Source organism: Leclercia sp. LTM14, assembly GCF_023736175.1.
GTDB lineage: Bacteria > Pseudomonadota > Gammaproteobacteria > Enterobacterales > Enterobacteriaceae > Enterobacter > Enterobacter barmai.
Genome location: NZ_JAIKTT010000008.1, coordinates 163,285 through 179,573, shown reverse-complemented (window position 1 = coordinate 179,573; position 16,289 = coordinate 163,285). Strand labels below are relative to the sequence as shown.

At 57.0% G+C, this 16,289-nt stretch carries 15 protein-coding genes and 1 other RNA gene; 10 read left to right on the top strand and 6 right to left on the bottom strand.

Annotation, left to right across the window (positions count from 1 at the left end; translation table 11 throughout):
* Positions 1-82: 82 nt before the first annotated feature.
* From K5I40_RS16665 to zapA, 3 genes are all read right to left on the bottom strand, one after another.
* Positions 83-682, bottom strand: a complete 600-nt coding sequence (locus K5I40_RS16665) for a 5-formyltetrahydrofolate cyclo-ligase (RefSeq protein WP_223075451.1) — start codon at positions 680-682, stop codon at positions 83-85.
* Between the two features lie 25 nt (positions 683-707).
* Positions 708-891: non-coding RNA, 6S RNA (gene ssrS, locus K5I40_RS16660), on the bottom strand.
* A 41-nt stretch (positions 892-932) separates the two neighbouring features.
* Positions 933-1,262 carry a cell division protein ZapA gene (gene zapA, locus K5I40_RS16655; RefSeq protein WP_039029820.1) on the bottom strand — a complete coding sequence of 110 codons (330 nt, stop codon included), beginning with the start codon at positions 1,260-1,262 and terminating at the stop codon, positions 933-935.
* Between the two features lie 167 nt (positions 1,263-1,429).
* On the opposite strand from zapA, the gene K5I40_RS16650 reads away from it, so the two are divergent.
* From K5I40_RS16650 to K5I40_RS16615, 8 genes are all read left to right on the top strand, one after another.
* Positions 1,430-2,008: a YecA family protein gene (locus K5I40_RS16650; RefSeq protein ID WP_138370500.1), complete on the top strand. Its 579-nt coding sequence runs from the start codon at positions 1,430-1,432 to the stop codon at positions 2,006-2,008.
* Positions 2,009-2,029: 21 nt separating this feature from the next.
* Positions 2,030-3,343 carry a Xaa-Pro aminopeptidase gene (gene pepP, locus K5I40_RS16645; protein WP_039029822.1) on the top strand — a complete coding sequence of 438 codons (1,314 nt, stop codon included), beginning with the start codon at positions 2,030-2,032 and terminating at the stop codon, positions 3,341-3,343.
* Positions 3,340-4,518, top strand: coding sequence for a 2-octaprenyl-6-methoxyphenyl hydroxylase (ubiH, locus tag K5I40_RS16640; RefSeq protein ID WP_223075450.1), 1,179 nt, complete (start codon positions 3,340-3,342; stop codon positions 4,516-4,518). The genes pepP and ubiH overlap by 4 nt, the downstream gene beginning before the upstream one ends.
* Positions 4,519-4,530: 12 nt before the next feature.
* Positions 4,531-5,733: an FAD-dependent 2-octaprenylphenol hydroxylase gene (gene ubiI, locus K5I40_RS16635; protein ID WP_223075449.1), complete on the top strand. Its 1,203-nt coding sequence runs from the start codon at positions 4,531-4,533 to the stop codon at positions 5,731-5,733.
* Between the two features lie 428 nt (positions 5,734-6,161).
* Positions 6,162-7,256 carry a glycine cleavage system aminomethyltransferase GcvT gene (gcvT, locus tag K5I40_RS16630; RefSeq protein WP_139563575.1) on the top strand — a complete coding sequence of 365 codons (1,095 nt, stop codon included), beginning with the start codon at positions 6,162-6,164 and terminating at the stop codon, positions 7,254-7,256.
* A 23-nt stretch (positions 7,257-7,279) separates the two neighbouring features.
* Entirely contained in the window at positions 7,280-7,669 is a 390-nt protein-coding gene (gene gcvH, locus K5I40_RS16625; RefSeq protein ID WP_039029826.1) for a glycine cleavage system protein GcvH, read from the top strand.
* Between the two features lie 124 nt (positions 7,670-7,793).
* Positions 7,794-10,667: an aminomethyl-transferring glycine dehydrogenase gene (gene gcvP / locus K5I40_RS16620; protein WP_223075448.1), complete on the top strand. Its 2,874-nt coding sequence runs from the start codon at positions 7,794-7,796 to the stop codon at positions 10,665-10,667.
* Between the two features lie 67 nt (positions 10,668-10,734).
* Positions 10,735-11,478 (top strand): SDR family oxidoreductase, encoded by a 744-nt coding sequence (locus K5I40_RS16615; RefSeq protein WP_039029828.1) that lies wholly within the window; start codon positions 10,735-10,737, stop codon positions 11,476-11,478.
* A gap of 77 nt (positions 11,479-11,555) precedes the next feature.
* On the opposite strand, the gene bglA is transcribed toward K5I40_RS16615, so the two are convergent.
* Positions 11,556-12,989, bottom strand: coding sequence for a 6-phospho-beta-glucosidase BglA (gene bglA / locus K5I40_RS16610; protein ID WP_223075447.1), 1,434 nt, complete (start codon positions 12,987-12,989; stop codon positions 11,556-11,558).
* A 114-nt stretch (positions 12,990-13,103) separates the two neighbouring features.
* On the bottom strand, positions 13,104-13,835 hold the full coding sequence (locus K5I40_RS16605; RefSeq protein ID WP_039029830.1) for a MurR/RpiR family transcriptional regulator: 732 nt from the start codon (positions 13,833-13,835) through the stop codon (positions 13,104-13,106).
* 52 nt (positions 13,836-13,887) lie between these two features.
* Here K5I40_RS16605 and yqfB point away from each other — a divergent pair, with 52 nt between their 5' ends.
* Both yqfB and K5I40_RS16595 read left to right on the top strand, forming a co-directional pair.
* The gene (gene yqfB / locus K5I40_RS16600) at positions 13,888-14,199 is read left to right on the top strand and encodes a N(4)-acetylcytidine aminohydrolase (protein WP_039029831.1); all 312 of its coding nucleotides are present in this window, start codon (positions 13,888-13,890) and stop codon (positions 14,197-14,199) included.
* A 165-nt stretch (positions 14,200-14,364) separates the two neighbouring features.
* Positions 14,365-15,024: a hemolysin III family protein gene (locus K5I40_RS16595; protein ID WP_039029832.1), complete on the top strand. Its 660-nt coding sequence runs from the start codon at positions 14,365-14,367 to the stop codon at positions 15,022-15,024.
* Between the two features lie 89 nt (positions 15,025-15,113).
* Here the strand turns inward: K5I40_RS16595 and ygfZ are convergent, their stop codons facing one another.
* Positions 15,114-16,094 (bottom strand): tRNA-modifying protein YgfZ, encoded by a 981-nt coding sequence (gene ygfZ / locus K5I40_RS16590; RefSeq protein WP_039029833.1) that lies wholly within the window; start codon positions 16,092-16,094, stop codon positions 15,114-15,116.
* Between the last annotated feature and the right edge of the window lie 195 nt (positions 16,095-16,289).

The following is a 16,289-nucleotide window of genomic DNA, read 5'->3' as shown; positions in this document are numbered from 1 at the left end:
GGCCTGATGCCCTCACCCCGTCCCTCTCCCACGGGGAGAGGGCGCAAAACTAAAAACGGTAACTGGCGTTACCGTTTTGCTTTTACCTCCACTGCCACAATTTCGACGGTGTCACCACCGCAGGCAGCGGGATATCCCATTTCTCCACCGGTAACTTTTCAACGCCCTGACAATCATGGGCATAGCCCACCGGCTGTAAGCCGTGCTGCTGCCAGTTCTGCAGGGTGCGATCGTAAAAACCTCCGCCCATCCCTAAGCGCTGACCGCTTTCATCAAACGCCACCAGCGGCGTCACCAGCACGTCGAGTCGATCCAGCGGCAATACGTCGCGCACGTCCAGTTTCGGTTCGGTGATTTTGAGACGATTTACCACCAGTTCGCTGTGCGGGTGGTAGTGCAGAAACAGCAGATTACCCGGGCTGAAAGGGTGGAGTACCGGCAGATAGACCTTTTTCCCGGTGCGCCAGAGTTCATCGATTAGCGGTTGGGTATCCAGTTCGCCGTCAAAGGAGAGAAACAGGGCCACCGTGTGCGCCATCACCACGGGCGGATACGCCATCATGCGGGCCGCGGCTTGTTGCGCGAAATGGGCTTGTTGTTCAGGCGTTAAGGCTCTGCGCTGCTGACGGATAAACTGACGAATGTGCTGACGGGAAGAGGTAACTTCAGGAAGTTGCGTCATGGTAGTCGCTGGGTAGAAAGGTGAGGGAATCTCCGAGATGCCGCCGCAGGCTGTAACCCTTGAACCCTTGGTTCAAGGTGAATGTGTCGTCATAGTTTTAAGGCTTCTCGGACGAACCGAGCATGCTCACCAACCATGGAGCGCCACATTCTTGTGGTATGAAATATCGGCTCAGGGGACTGGCCCGCATGCGAACATCTCAGAGAAATTTTTCCTTCAGGGTCACTCTACCATAGTAGACCATGAAGTGTTATTCAAAGTTTTGCCCCGGTCTGTCTGTAATGCGACCCTGATCAAGCAATGCCTGTTCAATGGTCTGCTGGAGCATTTTAATACGTTGTTCCATGCTCGCCGCGTATTCGCGGGTCTTCGCTTTTTCCTGAGTCAGCTCATAACTGATGTTCAACGCGGCGATGAAGACCAGCTGCTCAGTATTTGTGACTCTAGTGCGTTCTTTTAAATCTTGCAACCGCTGATTCAAATCATCCGCAGCCTGATTCAAAGCATCCCTTTGTTCAGGCGGACAATTCACTCGCAGCGAACGGCCAAAAATTTGGATATCGACGGGTTGTGCAGACATGCCACCTTCCTGCTGTTTGACTGCGCTGCCTTCACACCCGATTCCGGGGGCTGCGAAGGGGCGACACTATAGCTACCCTGGTGCGCAGATACAAGCCCTATTCTGGTTCACCAGGGTCCAAAGTGGTAGCATACCATGAATATTCCTCCCAATGATGACGAATGCGCATGTCTATACAGAACGAAATGCCTGGCTACAACGACCTTAGCCAGTTACTGAACCAGCAGGGCGTAGGTTTAACCCCGGCTGAAATGCACGGTCTGATCAGCGGGATGCTGTGTGGTGGAAACAGCGACAGCTCATGGCTGCCGCTGGTTCACGACCTGACGAACGAAGGTCTGGCGTTTGGTCACGATCTGGCCCAGGCGTTGCGGAGCATGCATGGCGCAATCAGCGATGCGCTGGAAGATGACGGCTTCCTTTTTCAGCTTTATCTGCCTGATGGCGATGACGTCAGCGTGTTCGATCGCGCCGATGCGCTGGCCGGGTGGGTCAACCATTACCTGTTGGGGTTGGGCGTAACGCAGCCTAAGCTTGAGAAGGTGACGGGCGAAGCCGGAGAAGCTATCGACGATCTGCGCAATATTGCGCAGCTGGGCTACGACGAGGACGAAGACCAGGAAGAGCTGGAGATGTCCCTCGAAGAGATCATTGAGTATGTGCGCGTTGCGTCGCTGCTCTGCCACGATACCTTTACGCGGACCCAACCGACTGCGCCGGAAGTGCGCAAACCAACCTTACACTAATAACAACGACTGGAGGGTGTCATGACTCAGCAAGAGTATCTGCGCCGTCGGCAGGCGCTGCTGGCCACAATGCAGCCGGGAAGCGCCGCGCTGATATTTGCCGCACCGGAGGCCACGCGCAGTAACGATAGCGAATATCCGTACCGCCAGAGCAGTGATTTCTGGTACTTCACCGGCTTCAACGAGCCGGAGTCGGTACTGGTGCTGATTAAAAGTGATGACACCCACAACCACAGCGTGCTGTTTAACCGCGTCCGGGATCTGACCGCCGAGATCTGGTTTGGTCGCCGCTTAGGCCAGCAGGCTGCGCCCGAAAAGCTGGGCGTGGATCGTGCGCTGGCGTTCAGCGAGATCAACGAGCAGCTCTACCAGTTGCTGAATGGTCTGGATGTGGTCTATCACGCGCAGGGTGAATACGCCTGGGCCGATGAGATCGTCTTTGCCGCGCTGGATAAGCTGCGCAAAGGCTCCCGGCAAAACCTGAAAGCTCCGGCAACCCTGACCGACTGGCGTCCTGCTGTGCACGAGCTGCGCCTGTTTAAATCGGCGGAAGAGCTGGACGTGATGCGCCGTGCAGGCGAAATCAGCGCGCTGGCCCACACCCGGGCGATGCAAAAATGCCGTCCGGGGATGTTCGAATATCAGCTCGAAGGCGAAATTCATCATGAATTCACCCGCCACGGCGCGCGCTACCCGGCCTACAACACGATTGTTGGCGGCGGGGAAAATGGCTGCATTCTGCACTACACCGAAAACGAGTCCGAACTGCGCGATGGCGATCTGGTGCTGATTGATGCCGGTTGCGAATATAAAGGCTATGCCGGGGATATCACCCGCACCTTCCCGGTGAACGGCAAATTCACACCCGCCCAACGCGCCATTTACGACATCGTCCTGCATTCGCTGGACACCGCCCTGATGCTGTTCCGCCCCGGCACCTCCATTCAGGAAGTCACCGGCGAAGTGGTGCGCATCATGATTAGCGGCCTGGTGGAGCTGGGTATTCTGCATGGCGATGTCGATCAGTTGATTGCCGAAAACGCGCACCGTCCCTTCTTTATGCATGGCCTGAGCCACTGGCTGGGGCTGGATGTGCATGATGTGGGTGTCTACGGCCCGGAACGTTCCCGCGTGCTGGAGCCGGGCATGGTGCTGACCGTTGAGCCGGGACTCTATATCGCCCCGGATGCCGATGTGCCTGCGGAGTATCGCGGGATCGGCATTCGTATCGAAGATGACATTGTCATCACCGAAACCGGCAACGAGAACCTGACCGCTTCGGTGGTGAAAAACGCCGACGAGATTGAGGCGCTGATGGCGGCGGCGCGCCCATGAGCATCATCATCGTTGGTGGAGGCATGACGGGAGCTACGCTTGCGCTGGCGATCTCCTCCCTGACCCAGGGTAAACTTCCGGTTCATCTGGTCGAGGCCGTTGCGCCACAGTCGACCGGTCATCCGGGATTTGACGGACGCGCTATCGCCCTGGCGCAGGGCACCTGTCAGCAGCTGGCACGCAGCGGCATCTGGCAGGCCATTGCCGACTACGCCACGGCCATCGAAACCGTTCATGTCAGCGACCGGGGCCATGCCGGGTTTGTTACCCTTGAGGCGCAGGATTACCGTATTGATGCGCTGGGGCAGGTGGTTGAGCTGCACGACGTGGGCCTGCGCCTGTTCCGTCTGTTAAAAGAGGCCCCAGGCGTAACTCTGCACTGCCCCGCGCGCGTGGAGCGCTTTACCCGCAGCGAAGACGCGGTGAGCGTCACGCTGGATGACGGCACGACGCTGGACGGACAGCTGCTGGTGGCCGCCGACGGTTCCCGTTCGGCACTCGGCCAGCAGTGTGGGATCCAGTGGCAACAGCAGCCTTACCATCAGTTGGCGGTGATTGCTAACGTCGCCACCGCCGAGCCGCACCGGGGGCGCGCCTTTGAACGTTTTACTCAGCACGGCCCGCTGGCCATGCTGCCGATGTCCCAGGGGCGCAGTTCGCTGGTCTGGTGCCATCCCCTGGAGAGTGCGGATGAGGTGCAGCGCTGGTCTGATGAACGCTTCTGTACCGAACTGCAAAAAGCCTTTGGCTGGAGGCTGGGACGTATCACCCATGCCGGCAAGCGGGCGTTTTATCCCCTGGCGTTAACCACGGCGTCGCAGTCTGTCTCCCATCGCGTCGCGCTGGTGGGCAATGCGGCCCAGACGTTACACCCCATCGCCGGGCAGGGCTTTAATCTCGGACTGCGCGACGTCATGACCCTGGCCGAAACGCTGGCCCAGGCGTTTGCGCAACAGCAGGATTGCGGTGCCTACCCGGTCTTATGCCATTACCAGAAACGACGCCAGGCCGATAAAGAGGCCACCATCGGCGTAACCGATGGGCTGGTGCATCTGTTTGCCAATCGCTGGGCACCGCTGGTGGCGGGCCGTAACGCAGGGTTGATGGCGATGGAACTATTCATTCCGGCACGAGATGTGCTGGCACAGAGGACGCTTGGTTGGGTCGCTCGCTAAGGAGTAAACAAAGTGCAGAATGTTGATGTCGCCATTGTCGGTGGCGGAATGGTAGGACTGGCGTTGGCCTGCGGCTTGCAGGGCAGCGGTCTGCGCGTGGCGGTGCTGGAGCAGAAGCAGCCGCAGCCTGTCGCTCCCGACGCGCCGCCTGAGCTACGCGTCTCGGCGATCAACGCCGCCAGTGAAAAGCTGCTGACCCGCGTCGGCGTCTGGTCGGAGATTATCGCCCAACGCGCCAGCTGTTATCACGGGATGGAAGTGTGGGATAAAGACAGCTTCGGGCATATCGCGTTTGATGACGAGAGCATGGGCTACAGCCATCTCGGGCATATCATTGAAAATGCGGTCATCCACCATGCTCTGTGGCAGAAAGCGCAGCAGTGCAGCGATGTTACGCTGATTGCGCCTGCTGCGCTGCAGCAGGTCGCCTGGGGTGAAAACGACGCCTTTATTACCTTGCAAAGCGGAGACATGCTCACCGCTCGCCTGGTGGTGGGGGCCGATGGCGCAAACTCCTGGCTGCGAAATAAAGCCGACATTCCGCTGACGTACTGGGACTATCGTCACCATGCCCTGGTCGCCACTATTCGCACGGCGGAGCCGCATCAGGCCGTGGCCCGGCAGATCTTCCACAATGACGGCATTCTGGCCTTCCTGCCGCTCAACGATCCGCATCTCTGTTCGATCGTCTGGTCGCTGGCGCCCGAGAAGGCCCAGCAGATGCAGGAGGCGTCAGCCGAGGAGTTCAATCAGGCTTTGTGCGTGGCGTTTGATAACCGGCTGGGGCTGTGCTCCGTCGAAAGCGAGCGTCAGGTATTCCCGTTGACCGGCCGCTATGCGCGCCAGTTTGCCGCGCATCGTCTGGCGCTGGTGGGCGACGCGGCGCATACCATTCATCCGCTGGCCGGGCAGGGCGTAAACCTGGGCTTTATGGATGCCGCCGAACTGGTGGACGAACTGCGCCGACTGCATCGCGAAGGCAAGGATATTGGTCAGCACCTTTATCTACGCCGCTACGAGCGCAGCCGCAAACACAGCGCGGCAATGATGCTGGCAGGTATGCAGGGGTTCCGCGAACTGTTTGCCGGGGCGAACCCGGCGAAAAAACTGCTGCGCGACCTCGGCCTGAAACTGGCTGATACCCTTCCAGGCGTTAAACCTCAACTTCTGCGTCAGGCGATGGGGCTTAACGATCTGCCGGACTGGCTTCAGTAAACCAGACCCCCATCACACTTTCTTCCCCCGGCCTGTGGGCCGGGAAATTACCCTCGTTTGAAATAATCTAATTTCACCGACTTTTTCGCATTAGATTATCTAATCTGGCTGTTTTTATGTTACGGAAATTCCGCGCGTTTTTCCGCAGTAAATATCATCCTGTGCTCAACTCCATGCTGTTGACTTTGCTTTTGTGCGGAACGTTTCGCATTTTTATAGTGAATAACTCTGTACGCTTTGTTGGCTTTTTTGACCATAAGCTAATGTGATGACCCATTTTACCTTATGGTTAACCACCCTTTTCGGTGGTAAGTTCAGAGGAAAGAGAACGTTTGCGTCGGCGTCCGGGAGCGATGCCGATGCCGGGTTTTGTGGTGATTTTTTCACCTTGAAACGCAAGACAGCCCTGCTCATTCAACGAGGATAAGATGGCTCAACAGACGCCTTTGTACGAACAACACACCCTGTGCGGTGCACGCATGGTCGATTTCCATGGCTGGATGATGCCGCTGCATTATGGTTCGCAGATTGATGAGCATCATGCGGTGCGCACCGATGCCGGTATGTTCGACGTCTCTCACATGACCATTGTCGATCTCCACGGCAGCCGCACCCGGGAGTTTTTACGCTATCTGCTGGCAAACGACGTGGCTAAGCTCACAAAGCCGGGTAAAGCGCTCTACTCCGGCATGCTGAATGCCTCCGGCGGCGTGATTGACGACCTGATTGTCTATTACCTCTCTGATGATTTCTTCCGCCTCGTTGTTAACTCCGCCACCCGCGAAAAAGACCTCTCCTGGATCACCCAACACGCAGAACCCTACGCCATCGACATCACCGTGCGTGACGATCTGTCGCTGATCGCGGTGCAGGGTCCAAACGCGCAGGCAAAAGCGGCCTCCCTGTTCAGCGATGAGCAGCGTCAAGCCACCGAAGGCATGAAGCCGTTCTTTGGCGTGCAGACGGGCGATCTGTTTGTGGCGACCACCGGCTACACCGGTGAAGCGGGCTATGAAATTGCGATGCCGAACGAAAAAGCGGCCGATTTCTGGCGTGCGCTGGTGGAAGCGGGCGTTAAACCGGCGGGGCTCGGCGCGCGCGATACGCTGCGTCTGGAAGCCGGTATGAATTTATACGGTCAGGAGATGGACGAAGGCGTCTCTCCGCTGGCGGCCAACATGGGCTGGACCATCGCCTGGGAACCTGCCGATCGTGATTTTATCGGCCGTGAAGCGCTGGAAATGCAGCGCGAGAAGGGCACCGAACAGCTGGTTGGCCTGGTGATGACCGAAAAAGGCGTCCTGCGCGGCGAGCTGCCGGTACGTTTCACCGATGCTAACGGCAACCACTGTGAAGGCATTATCACCAGCGGCACCTTCTCTCCGACGCTGGGTTACAGTATTGCTCTGGCGCGTGTTCCGGCGGGCATTGGCGAGACTGCCGTGGTGCAGATCCGCAACCGCGAAATGCCGGTCCGCGTGACCAAACCGATTTTTGTTCGCGCCGGTAAACCGGTCGCCTAATTATTTTTATCAGGAGAAATTCAATGAGCAATGTGCCAGCAGAACTGAAATACAGCAAAGAACATGAGTGGCTGCGCAAAGAAGCCGACGGCACTTATACCGTTGGGATCACCGAACATGCTCAGGAGCTGTTAGGTGACATGGTCTTTGTGGATCTGCCGGAAGTGGGCGCGACCGTCACTGCAGGCGACGACTGCGCGGTAGCCGAGTCCGTAAAAGCGGCGTCGGACATCTATGCCCCGGTCGGCGGCGAAATCGTGGCGGTTAACGACGCGCTGAGCGACTCACCGGAGCTGGTCAACAGCGAGCCTTACGGCGAAGGCTGGATCTTCAAAATCAAAGCCAGCGACGAAGCGGAAGTTGCCGCCCTGCTGGATGCAACAGCCTATGAAGCACTGTTAGAAGACGAATAACCGTTTTTCTCCCTCTCCCATTCAGGGAGAGGCGAGACAACGTAGGCCCGGTAAGCGTTAGCGCCACCGGGCAACAGAGTTACAGACAACTACGATTCACTGCACGTTTCAGGAACCATCGCTCATGACACAGACTTTAAGCCAGCTTGAAAACCGTGGCGCCTTCATTGAACGTCACATTGGGCCGGATGCTCAGCAACAGCAGGAGATGCTGAAGACGGTTGGCGCGGATTCGCTCAACGCCTTGATCGGCCAGATTGTGCCAAAGGATATTCAGCTCGCCACGCCGCCGCAGGTGGGGGAATCGACCACTGAATACGCCGCGCTGGCGGAACTGAAAGGCATTGCCAGCCTGAACAAGCGCTTTAAGTCTTACATTGGCATGGGCTACACCAACGTGCAGTTACCGCCGGTGATCCTGCGTAACATGCTGGAAAACCCGGGCTGGTACACGGCCTATACCCCTTATCAGCCGGAAGTGTCTCAGGGGCGTCTGGAAGCGCTGCTCAATTTCCAGCAGGTCACGCTGGATCTGACCGGTCTCGACATCGCTTCGGCTTCGCTGCTGGATGAAGCCACCGCCGCTGCAGAAGCCATGGCCATGGCAAAACGCGTCAGCAAGCTGAAGGGCGCAAACCGCTTCTTCGTCGCGGCCGACGTTCACCCGCAAACCCTGGACGTGGTGCGTACCCGTGCAGAGACGTTTGGCTTTGAGGTGATCGTTGATGATGCCGATAAAGTGCTGGATCACCAGGATGTGTTCGGCGTGCTGTTGCAGCAGGTTGGCACCACCGGTGAAGTGCATGACTACAGTACGCTGATTGCCGGGCTGAAAGCGCGCAAAGTTCTCGTCAGCGTGGCGGCCGATTTCATGGCGCTGGTGCTGTTAACCGCCCCGGGTAAACAGGGTGCGGACATCGTCTTCGGCTCTGCGCAGCGCTTCGGCGTGCCGATGGGCTACGGCGGTCCACACGCGGCCTTCTTCGCCGCAAAAGATGAATTCAAACGCTCCATGCCAGGCCGTATTATCGGCGTATCGAAAGATGCGGCCGGTAACACCGCCCTGCGCATGGCGATGCAGACTCGCGAGCAGCACATCCGCCGTGAGAAAGCGAACTCCAATATCTGTACCTCTCAGGTACTGCTGGCCAACATCGCCAGCCTGTATGCCGTCTATCATGGCCCGGCTGGCCTTAAGCGTATCGCCGGCCGTATTCATCGCCTGGCCGATATTCTGGCCTGCGGCCTGCAGCAGAAAGGTCAAAAACTGCGTCACGCGCACTTCTTCGACACCCTGTGCGTTGAAGTGGCCGACAAAGCGAACGTGCTGGCACGCGCTGAAGCAGCTGAGATCAACCTGCGCAGCGACATCCTGAATGCGGTCAGCATCACCCTGGATGAAACCACCACCCGTGACGATGTGCAGGTGCTGTTCAACGTCCTGCTGGGTGACGACCACGGCCTGAATGTGGACGCGCTCGATAAAGAGGTGGCGCACGACAGCCGCTCCATCCAGCAGAGCATGCTGCGTGACGATGCGATCCTGACCCATCCGGTCTTTAACCGCTACCATAGCGAAACCGAGATGATGCGCTATATGCACTCCCTGGAGCGTAAAGATCTGGCCCTGAACCAGGCGATGATCCCGCTGGGCTCCTGCACCATGAAGCTGAACGCCGCTGCCGAGATGATCCCCATCACCTGGCCGGAATTCGCTGAGCTGCACCCGTTCTGCCCGGCTGACCAGGCGGAAGGTTATCATCAGATGATCAACCAGCTCTCAGACTGGCTGGTAAAACTGACCGGCTATGACGCACTCTGCATGCAGCCAAACTCCGGCGCACAGGGTGAATACGCGGGCCTGCTGGCCATCCGCCACTACCACGAGAGCCGCAACGAAGGCCATCGCGATATCTGCCTGATCCCAAGTTCTGCCCACGGCACCAACCCGGCATCGGCCCAGATGGCAGGGATGGAAGTGGTGGTTGTGGCCTGCGATAAGAACGGTAACATCGACCTGGCCGACCTGCGTGCGAAAGCGGAACAGACCGGCGATAAGCTCTCCTGCATCATGGTCACTTATCCGTCCACCCACGGCGTGTATGAAGAGACCATCCGTGAAGTGTGCGAGATCGTGCATCAGTATGGCGGCCAGGTTTACCTCGATGGCGCCAACATGAACGCCCAGGTGGGCATCACCACCCCAGGCTTTATCGGCGCGGACGTGTCGCACCTGAACCTGCACAAAACCTTCTGCATTCCGCACGGCGGTGGCGGCCCGGGCATGGGTCCAATCGGCGTGAAAGCGCACCTGGCACCGTTCGTACCGGGTCACAGCGTGGTGCAGATCGAAGGCATGCTCACCCGTCAGGGCGCGGTCTCTGCGGCACCGTTCGGCAGCGCCTCTATTCTGCCAATCAGCTGGATGTATATCCGCATGATGGGCGCAGAAGGGCTGAAACAGGCAAGCCAGGTGGCGATCCTGAACGCCAACTACATCGCTACGCGTCTGAAGTCTGCCTATCCGATCCTCTATACCGGCCGTGACGGTCGCGTGGCGCACGAATGTATTCTCGATATTCGTCCGCTGAAAGAGCAGACCGGCATCAGCGAGCTGGACATTGCCAAACGTCTGATCGACTACGGCTTCCACGCCCCGACCATGTCGTTCCCTGTTGCAGGTACGCTGATGGTGGAGCCAACCGAGTCCGAAAGCAAAGCCGAACTGGACCGCTTTATCGACGCGATGCTGGCGATCCGCATGGAGATCGATCGCGTTCAGGATGGCGAATGGACGCTGGAAGATAACCCGTTGGTGAACGCTCCGCACACCCAGCACGAGCTGGTGGCTGAGTGGAACCACGGTTACTCCCGCGAGCTGGCGGTCTTCCCGGCAGGCGTTGCTAACAAGTACTGGCCGACCGTGAAGCGTCTTGATGACGTCTACGGCGACCGTAACCTGTTCTGCTCCTGCGTGCCGATGAGCGAATACCAGTAACTCTCTGCCATACTCTAGGCCGGGTAAGCGTAAGCGTCACCCGGCTTTTTTTATCCGGAGGTTGTAGATGGCAATAGCATTAGTAACCGGCGCCAGCCGCGGGATCGGCAAAGCGACGGCGCTTCAACTGGCACGTGAAGGCTACACCGTAGCGGTGAATTATCACCACAACATCAAAGCCGCCACCGATGTGATCAATCAGATTGTCGAAGAGGGCGGCAAGGCCTTTGCCCTGCGCGCGGACATCAGCGACGAGGCCCAGGTTATGGCCATGTTCGAAAGCCTCGACCGCGAAGGCGAGCCCCTTACCGCCCTGGTCAACAACGCCGGTATTCTGTTCGAGCAGAGCACCATCGAAAATCTCTCCGCCGAGCGGATTAACCGCGTGCTGGCCACCAACGTGACCGGGTATTTCCTCTGCTGTCGTGAAGCGGTGAAACGCATGGCGCTGAAGCACGGCGGGAAAGGCGGGGCGATCGTCAATGTGTCGTCTGCGGCCTCGCGACTCGGCGCGCCGGGGGAATATGTGGATTATGCGGCATCGAAAGGGGCCGTGGACTCCCTCACGACCGGGCTGTCGCTGGAAGTGGCGGCGCAGGGGATCCGGGTTAATTGCGTACGTCCGGGGCTGATTTATACCGAAATTCATGCCTCCGGCGGTGAACCCGGGCGCGTGGATCGGGTGAAGTCGATGCTGCCAATGCAGCGCGGCGGTCAGCCGGAAGAGGTGGCGCAGGCGATTGTCTGGCTGCTGAGCGAGAAAGCCTCGTACGTGACGGGGAGTTTTATTGAGTTAGCGGGCGGGAAATAAATGCCGGGTGGCGGCTTCGCCTTACCCGGCCTACCTGAATCGTAGGCCCGGTAAGCGCAGCGCCACCGGGCAAAACCTTAAAGCGTCTCGCCGTTGCTGGCGATCACTTCTTTGTACCAGTTAAAGCTCTTCTTGCGTGAACGGGACATGTCGCCGGTGCCGTCGTCGTGCTTGTTCACATAGATAAAGCCGTAGCGTTTGCTGTACTGGCCGGTGGTGAAGGATACGCAGTCGATGCAGCCCCACGGGGTGTAGCCCATCAGATCCACGCCGTCGTAAGTGACCGCTTTTATCATCTCTTCCACGTGCGCGCGCAGGTAGTCGATGCGGTAGTCATCGTTGATGCTGCCGTCTTCTTCCACTTTATCGTAGGCACCAAAACCGTTTTCCACGATAAACAGCGGCTTCTGATAGCGTTCATACAGTTCACACAGGGCGTAACGCAGGCCCACCGGGTCAATCTGCCAGCCCCAGTCAGACGCTTTAACGTGCGGGTTCGGCACGCTGCCTTCGAAGCCGGAGATCGCATCCCCGGTGCCGCCTTCGGCTTTCACCGCGTTGGTCATGTAATAGCTGAAGCCGAGATAATCACAGGTGCCTTCACGCAGGATCTGCTCGTCGCCCGCTTCCATGTTGATGGTGAAGCCGCGACGTTCCCACTCGTTCAGCACGTAGGACGGGTAGTAACCGCGCAGCTGCACGTCGGTAAAGACATAACGCTCGCGCATTGATTCCTGAGCAAACATCACGTCTTCTGGTTTGCAGGAGAACGGATAGAGCGCCACCATCGCCAGCATGCAGCCGACTTTCATCTCCGGGTTGATGCGGCGAGCCGCTTTCACCGCCAGGGCGCTGGCCACGAACTGGTGATGCAGCACCTGGTACATGGTCTCTTCCGGGTTTTGATGCTCGGTATAGACCACGCCGGAGCAACAGTAGCCGAACAGCGGCGCGCGCCAGTTACGCTGGTTGTTGATTTCGTTGAAGGTCATCCAGTACTTGACCTTGCTCTTGTAGCGCTCAAACACCACTTCGGCGAAGTTAACGAAGAAATCCACCACCTTACGGTTGGTCCAGCCGCCGTACTCCTGCACCAGGTGCAGCGGCATTTCGAAGTGGGAGAGGGTGATCACCGGCTCGATGTTGTACTTCAGCAGCTCATCGAACATGTCATCGTAGAACTTCAGCCCCTCTTCGTTAGGCTGGGGTTCATCACCTTTCGGGAAGATGCGGGTCCATGCGATGGAGGTGCGGAAGCACTTGAAGCCCATCTCGGCAAACAGCTTGATGTCTTCTTTATAGTGACCGTGGAAGTCGATGGCTTCGTGGTTCGGGTAGTATTTACCCTCAACCACTTCCTGGGTGATTTCACGCGGTACGCCGTGCGCGCCGCCGGTCAGCACGTCACAAATGCTCGGGCCTTTGCCGCCTTTGTTCCAGCCGCCTTCAACCTGATGCGCCGCAACCGCGCCGCCCCATAAAAAGTCTTTTGGTAAGGTGAGTTTTTTCATCTTTGCTAATCTCATTTATTACTATTGTTTTTGAGTCTAACAAAGGGAAATAAAAAGTCACGATATAACAATTCGCCGGAATTGTAATTTGTCACATCAAAAAAACAGGGTGTTTTATTCTGTTAATTTCTTCGCCAGTTTACGTCCCAGCGATTCGAGAATATAAACGACCGGAATTTGGGTGGTAATATCGTACACGCCGCCAATACGCGTTTGCGGCACGTGCCAGGAGAGATTGAAATCCGCTAATTTAGCCAGACGCGAGTGCTCGTGGCTGGTGATAGAGAGCACCTTGCAGTGATGCAGACTGAACTGGCTGGCGAAGCGCAGGATCTCTTCGGTTTCGCCCGAGACCGAGAGCACAATAGCCAGCGCGTTTTTCGCCATATCATTAGTGACCGGGAAATAAGGATCGTCGATATGGTTGCTGAATTTTCCAATATTGGAAAAGAAACGCGCGCCATATTTCGCCAGCGAGCCGGACGTACCTGCCCCGACAAAGATAATACGCTCGGAGGATAATATAATTTCCACCGCTTCATTTAATAGCGCGTCAAATTCGTCGTTATTTACACTCTTGAAAAAACTGATAATCTCACTGGCGCCAAAATTAGCCTGCTGCGGTTCGTTCTGCTCAAGATATAATTTAAACCGCACGCGGAATTCAGAGTAGCCATCGCAGTTCAGCTTGCGGCAAAAGCGCAGCACGGTGGTGGTGGACACTCCCGCCGCATCCGCCAGTTCGCGTATGGTCATGTACATCACCCGATCGCGGTTTTTGATGACGGTGTTGTAGACCATCATCTCCAGATTATTGAGACTGGCAATGGCGGAATGGGAGAACATGCTCACAGTGGCTAAACTCACTCATCAGACTTCATCTTCAGGGAATAATAACATGCAGCCAAACGACATTACTTTTTTTCAGCGTTTTCAAGATGACATTCTGGCCGGACGTAAAACCATCACCATTCGCGATGAAAGCGAATCACATTTCAGCGCGGGCGACGTGCTGCGGGTAGGTCGCTATGAGGATGACGGCTATTTTTGCACCATCGAAGTCACAGCAACCTCGACGGTAACCCTTGATACATTAACGGAAAATCATGCTCAGCAGGAGAACATGACCCTGGACGAACTGAAGGGGGTGATTACAGAAATTTACCCTGACCAGCAACAGTTTTATGTTATTGATTTTAAATGTCTTTGAGGTTTTATGTGAACACACGTTAGCTGAAATAATCACTCAAGCCTATGATTGTAATATATAAAGTTTTAGGCGATATTTATTTTAGCTAACAGGTGTTCACTGGAATCATTCTCAGTTAGCATAGTCAGCGATGCACTATTCACTTTTGTTTTCCCGGAGTTATCTATGGTTAGCAAACCATTAACCACACAGGGATATTCGCTGGCTGAGGAAATAGCCAACAGTATTAGTCACGGAGTCGGCCTGGTGTTTGGCATTGTCGGGCTGGTGTTGCTGCTGGTTCAGGCCGTCGATACCAATGCCAGCGCGCTGGCGATCACCAGTTACAGCCTGTATGGCGGGAGTATGATCCTGCTGTTCCTGGCGTCCACCCTTTACCATGCCATTCCCCATCAGCGGGCCAAGATCTGGCTGAAAAAATTCGACCACTGCGCCATCTATCTGCTGATTGCCGGAACCTATACGCCATTTTTGCTGGTCGGGCTGGATTCGCCGCTGGCGCGTGGGTTGATGATTGTTATCTGGAGCCTGGCCCTGCTGGGGATCCTGTTTAAACTCACTATCGCGCACCGCTTTAAGGTGCTGTCGCTGGTGACTTACCTGACGATGGGCTGGCTGTCGCTGATAGTGGTTTATCAGCTGGCAGTAAAACTGGCGGCGGGCGGCGTGACGCTGCTGGCGGTGGGTGGCGTGGTCTATTCGCTGGGGGTCATTTTTTACGTCTGTAAGCGCATCCCCTATAACCACGCGATCTGGCACGGGTTTGTGCTGGGCGGCAGCGTGTGCCATTTCCTGGCGATCTATTTGTACGTCGGGCAGGTTTGATTCCGCTTTGCCCGGCGGCGCTTCGCTTGCACGGGCCTACAAAACCCGTAGGCCGGGTAAGGCGAAGCCTCTACCCGGCACTAACAGCATTACTCTTCCAGCGAATACGGCAAAGGCTCGATGCTCAGAGTGTTCACATCCTCGCGCACGCGGAACACGCTGTCGGGCTCCATATCGTTATTCATCACGGCCTGAACCAGCAGGCGACCATCGTCGAGCTGAACGGCAGCCAGCACGGTGCCGGTACGACGCCAGTTTTCACCCATTTTCAGTTCCAGATCTTCACCGGCTTCCGGTACGCGGCTGGCTTTACCCGCCAGATACCACAGGGCGCGTTTGTTGGCGCCGCGGAACTTCGCGCGTGCCACCATCTCCTGGCCGGTGTAGCAGCCTTTTTTAAAGCTGATACCGCCAAGCGCCTGCAGGTTGGTCGCCTGGGGAATAAACTGCCCGCTGTTGGCGGCGTCGATCACCGGGATGCCCGCTTCAATGTTCAGCGACAGCCACTGCTGGCTGTTATTCAGCTGCGCTTCGCCACGCAGGGCCTGGGTCACGCGCTCGGCGGTGGCGACATCGGTCACCAACAAGAAGCGCTCTGCCGGATGTTCAAACCACAGCAGGGAGGTGACCCCGTCGGTGGTCACCTGTTTTTCTGCATCAGGCAGTTCGCTGAACAGATTTTTCAGCGCAGCGCGCGCCTGGAAGCCCGCCACACCCAGCAGCACCAGTTCGTCATCGGCGGCAATGGTGACTTTGGAGAACACCGCATACTTTTTCAGTTCGGCGAGCTGTGCGTCGCGCAGGCTGCGGCGTTCGATAAGGGCGAAACCGTCCTGACGGCGGAACAGACGCAGGTTGCTCCACATCTTGCCTTTCGGATCGCAGTGCGCCGCCAGCAGGTGCTGGTGTTCGGTCAGCTGACTGACATCAGCGGTCACCTGGCCTTGCAGGTACTTTTCGCTGTCTGCGCCGACGAGGGTCGCCAGCGCCCAGTCATCAAGGGTCATAAGCGTCAGCGGCAGACGCGCAGAGGCGACAGGCTGGCGCGGAGAAAACGGTGTAAATGCCATATTGATGTCCTGAATTGCTTAACGCTTTGATAATGCCTAATGGTAAAAGAGACTGTCGCCATTGCAAGCGGTTTCAACAGGCTATTCGTGCCCTCAGGCTATTCTGCGTAACGCCACGCAAAACAGATGAACACGCTTATTTATTGTGGTTTTTTGTGGAAGCCTGCTCCAGGAACGTAATATTCCAGTAATGAA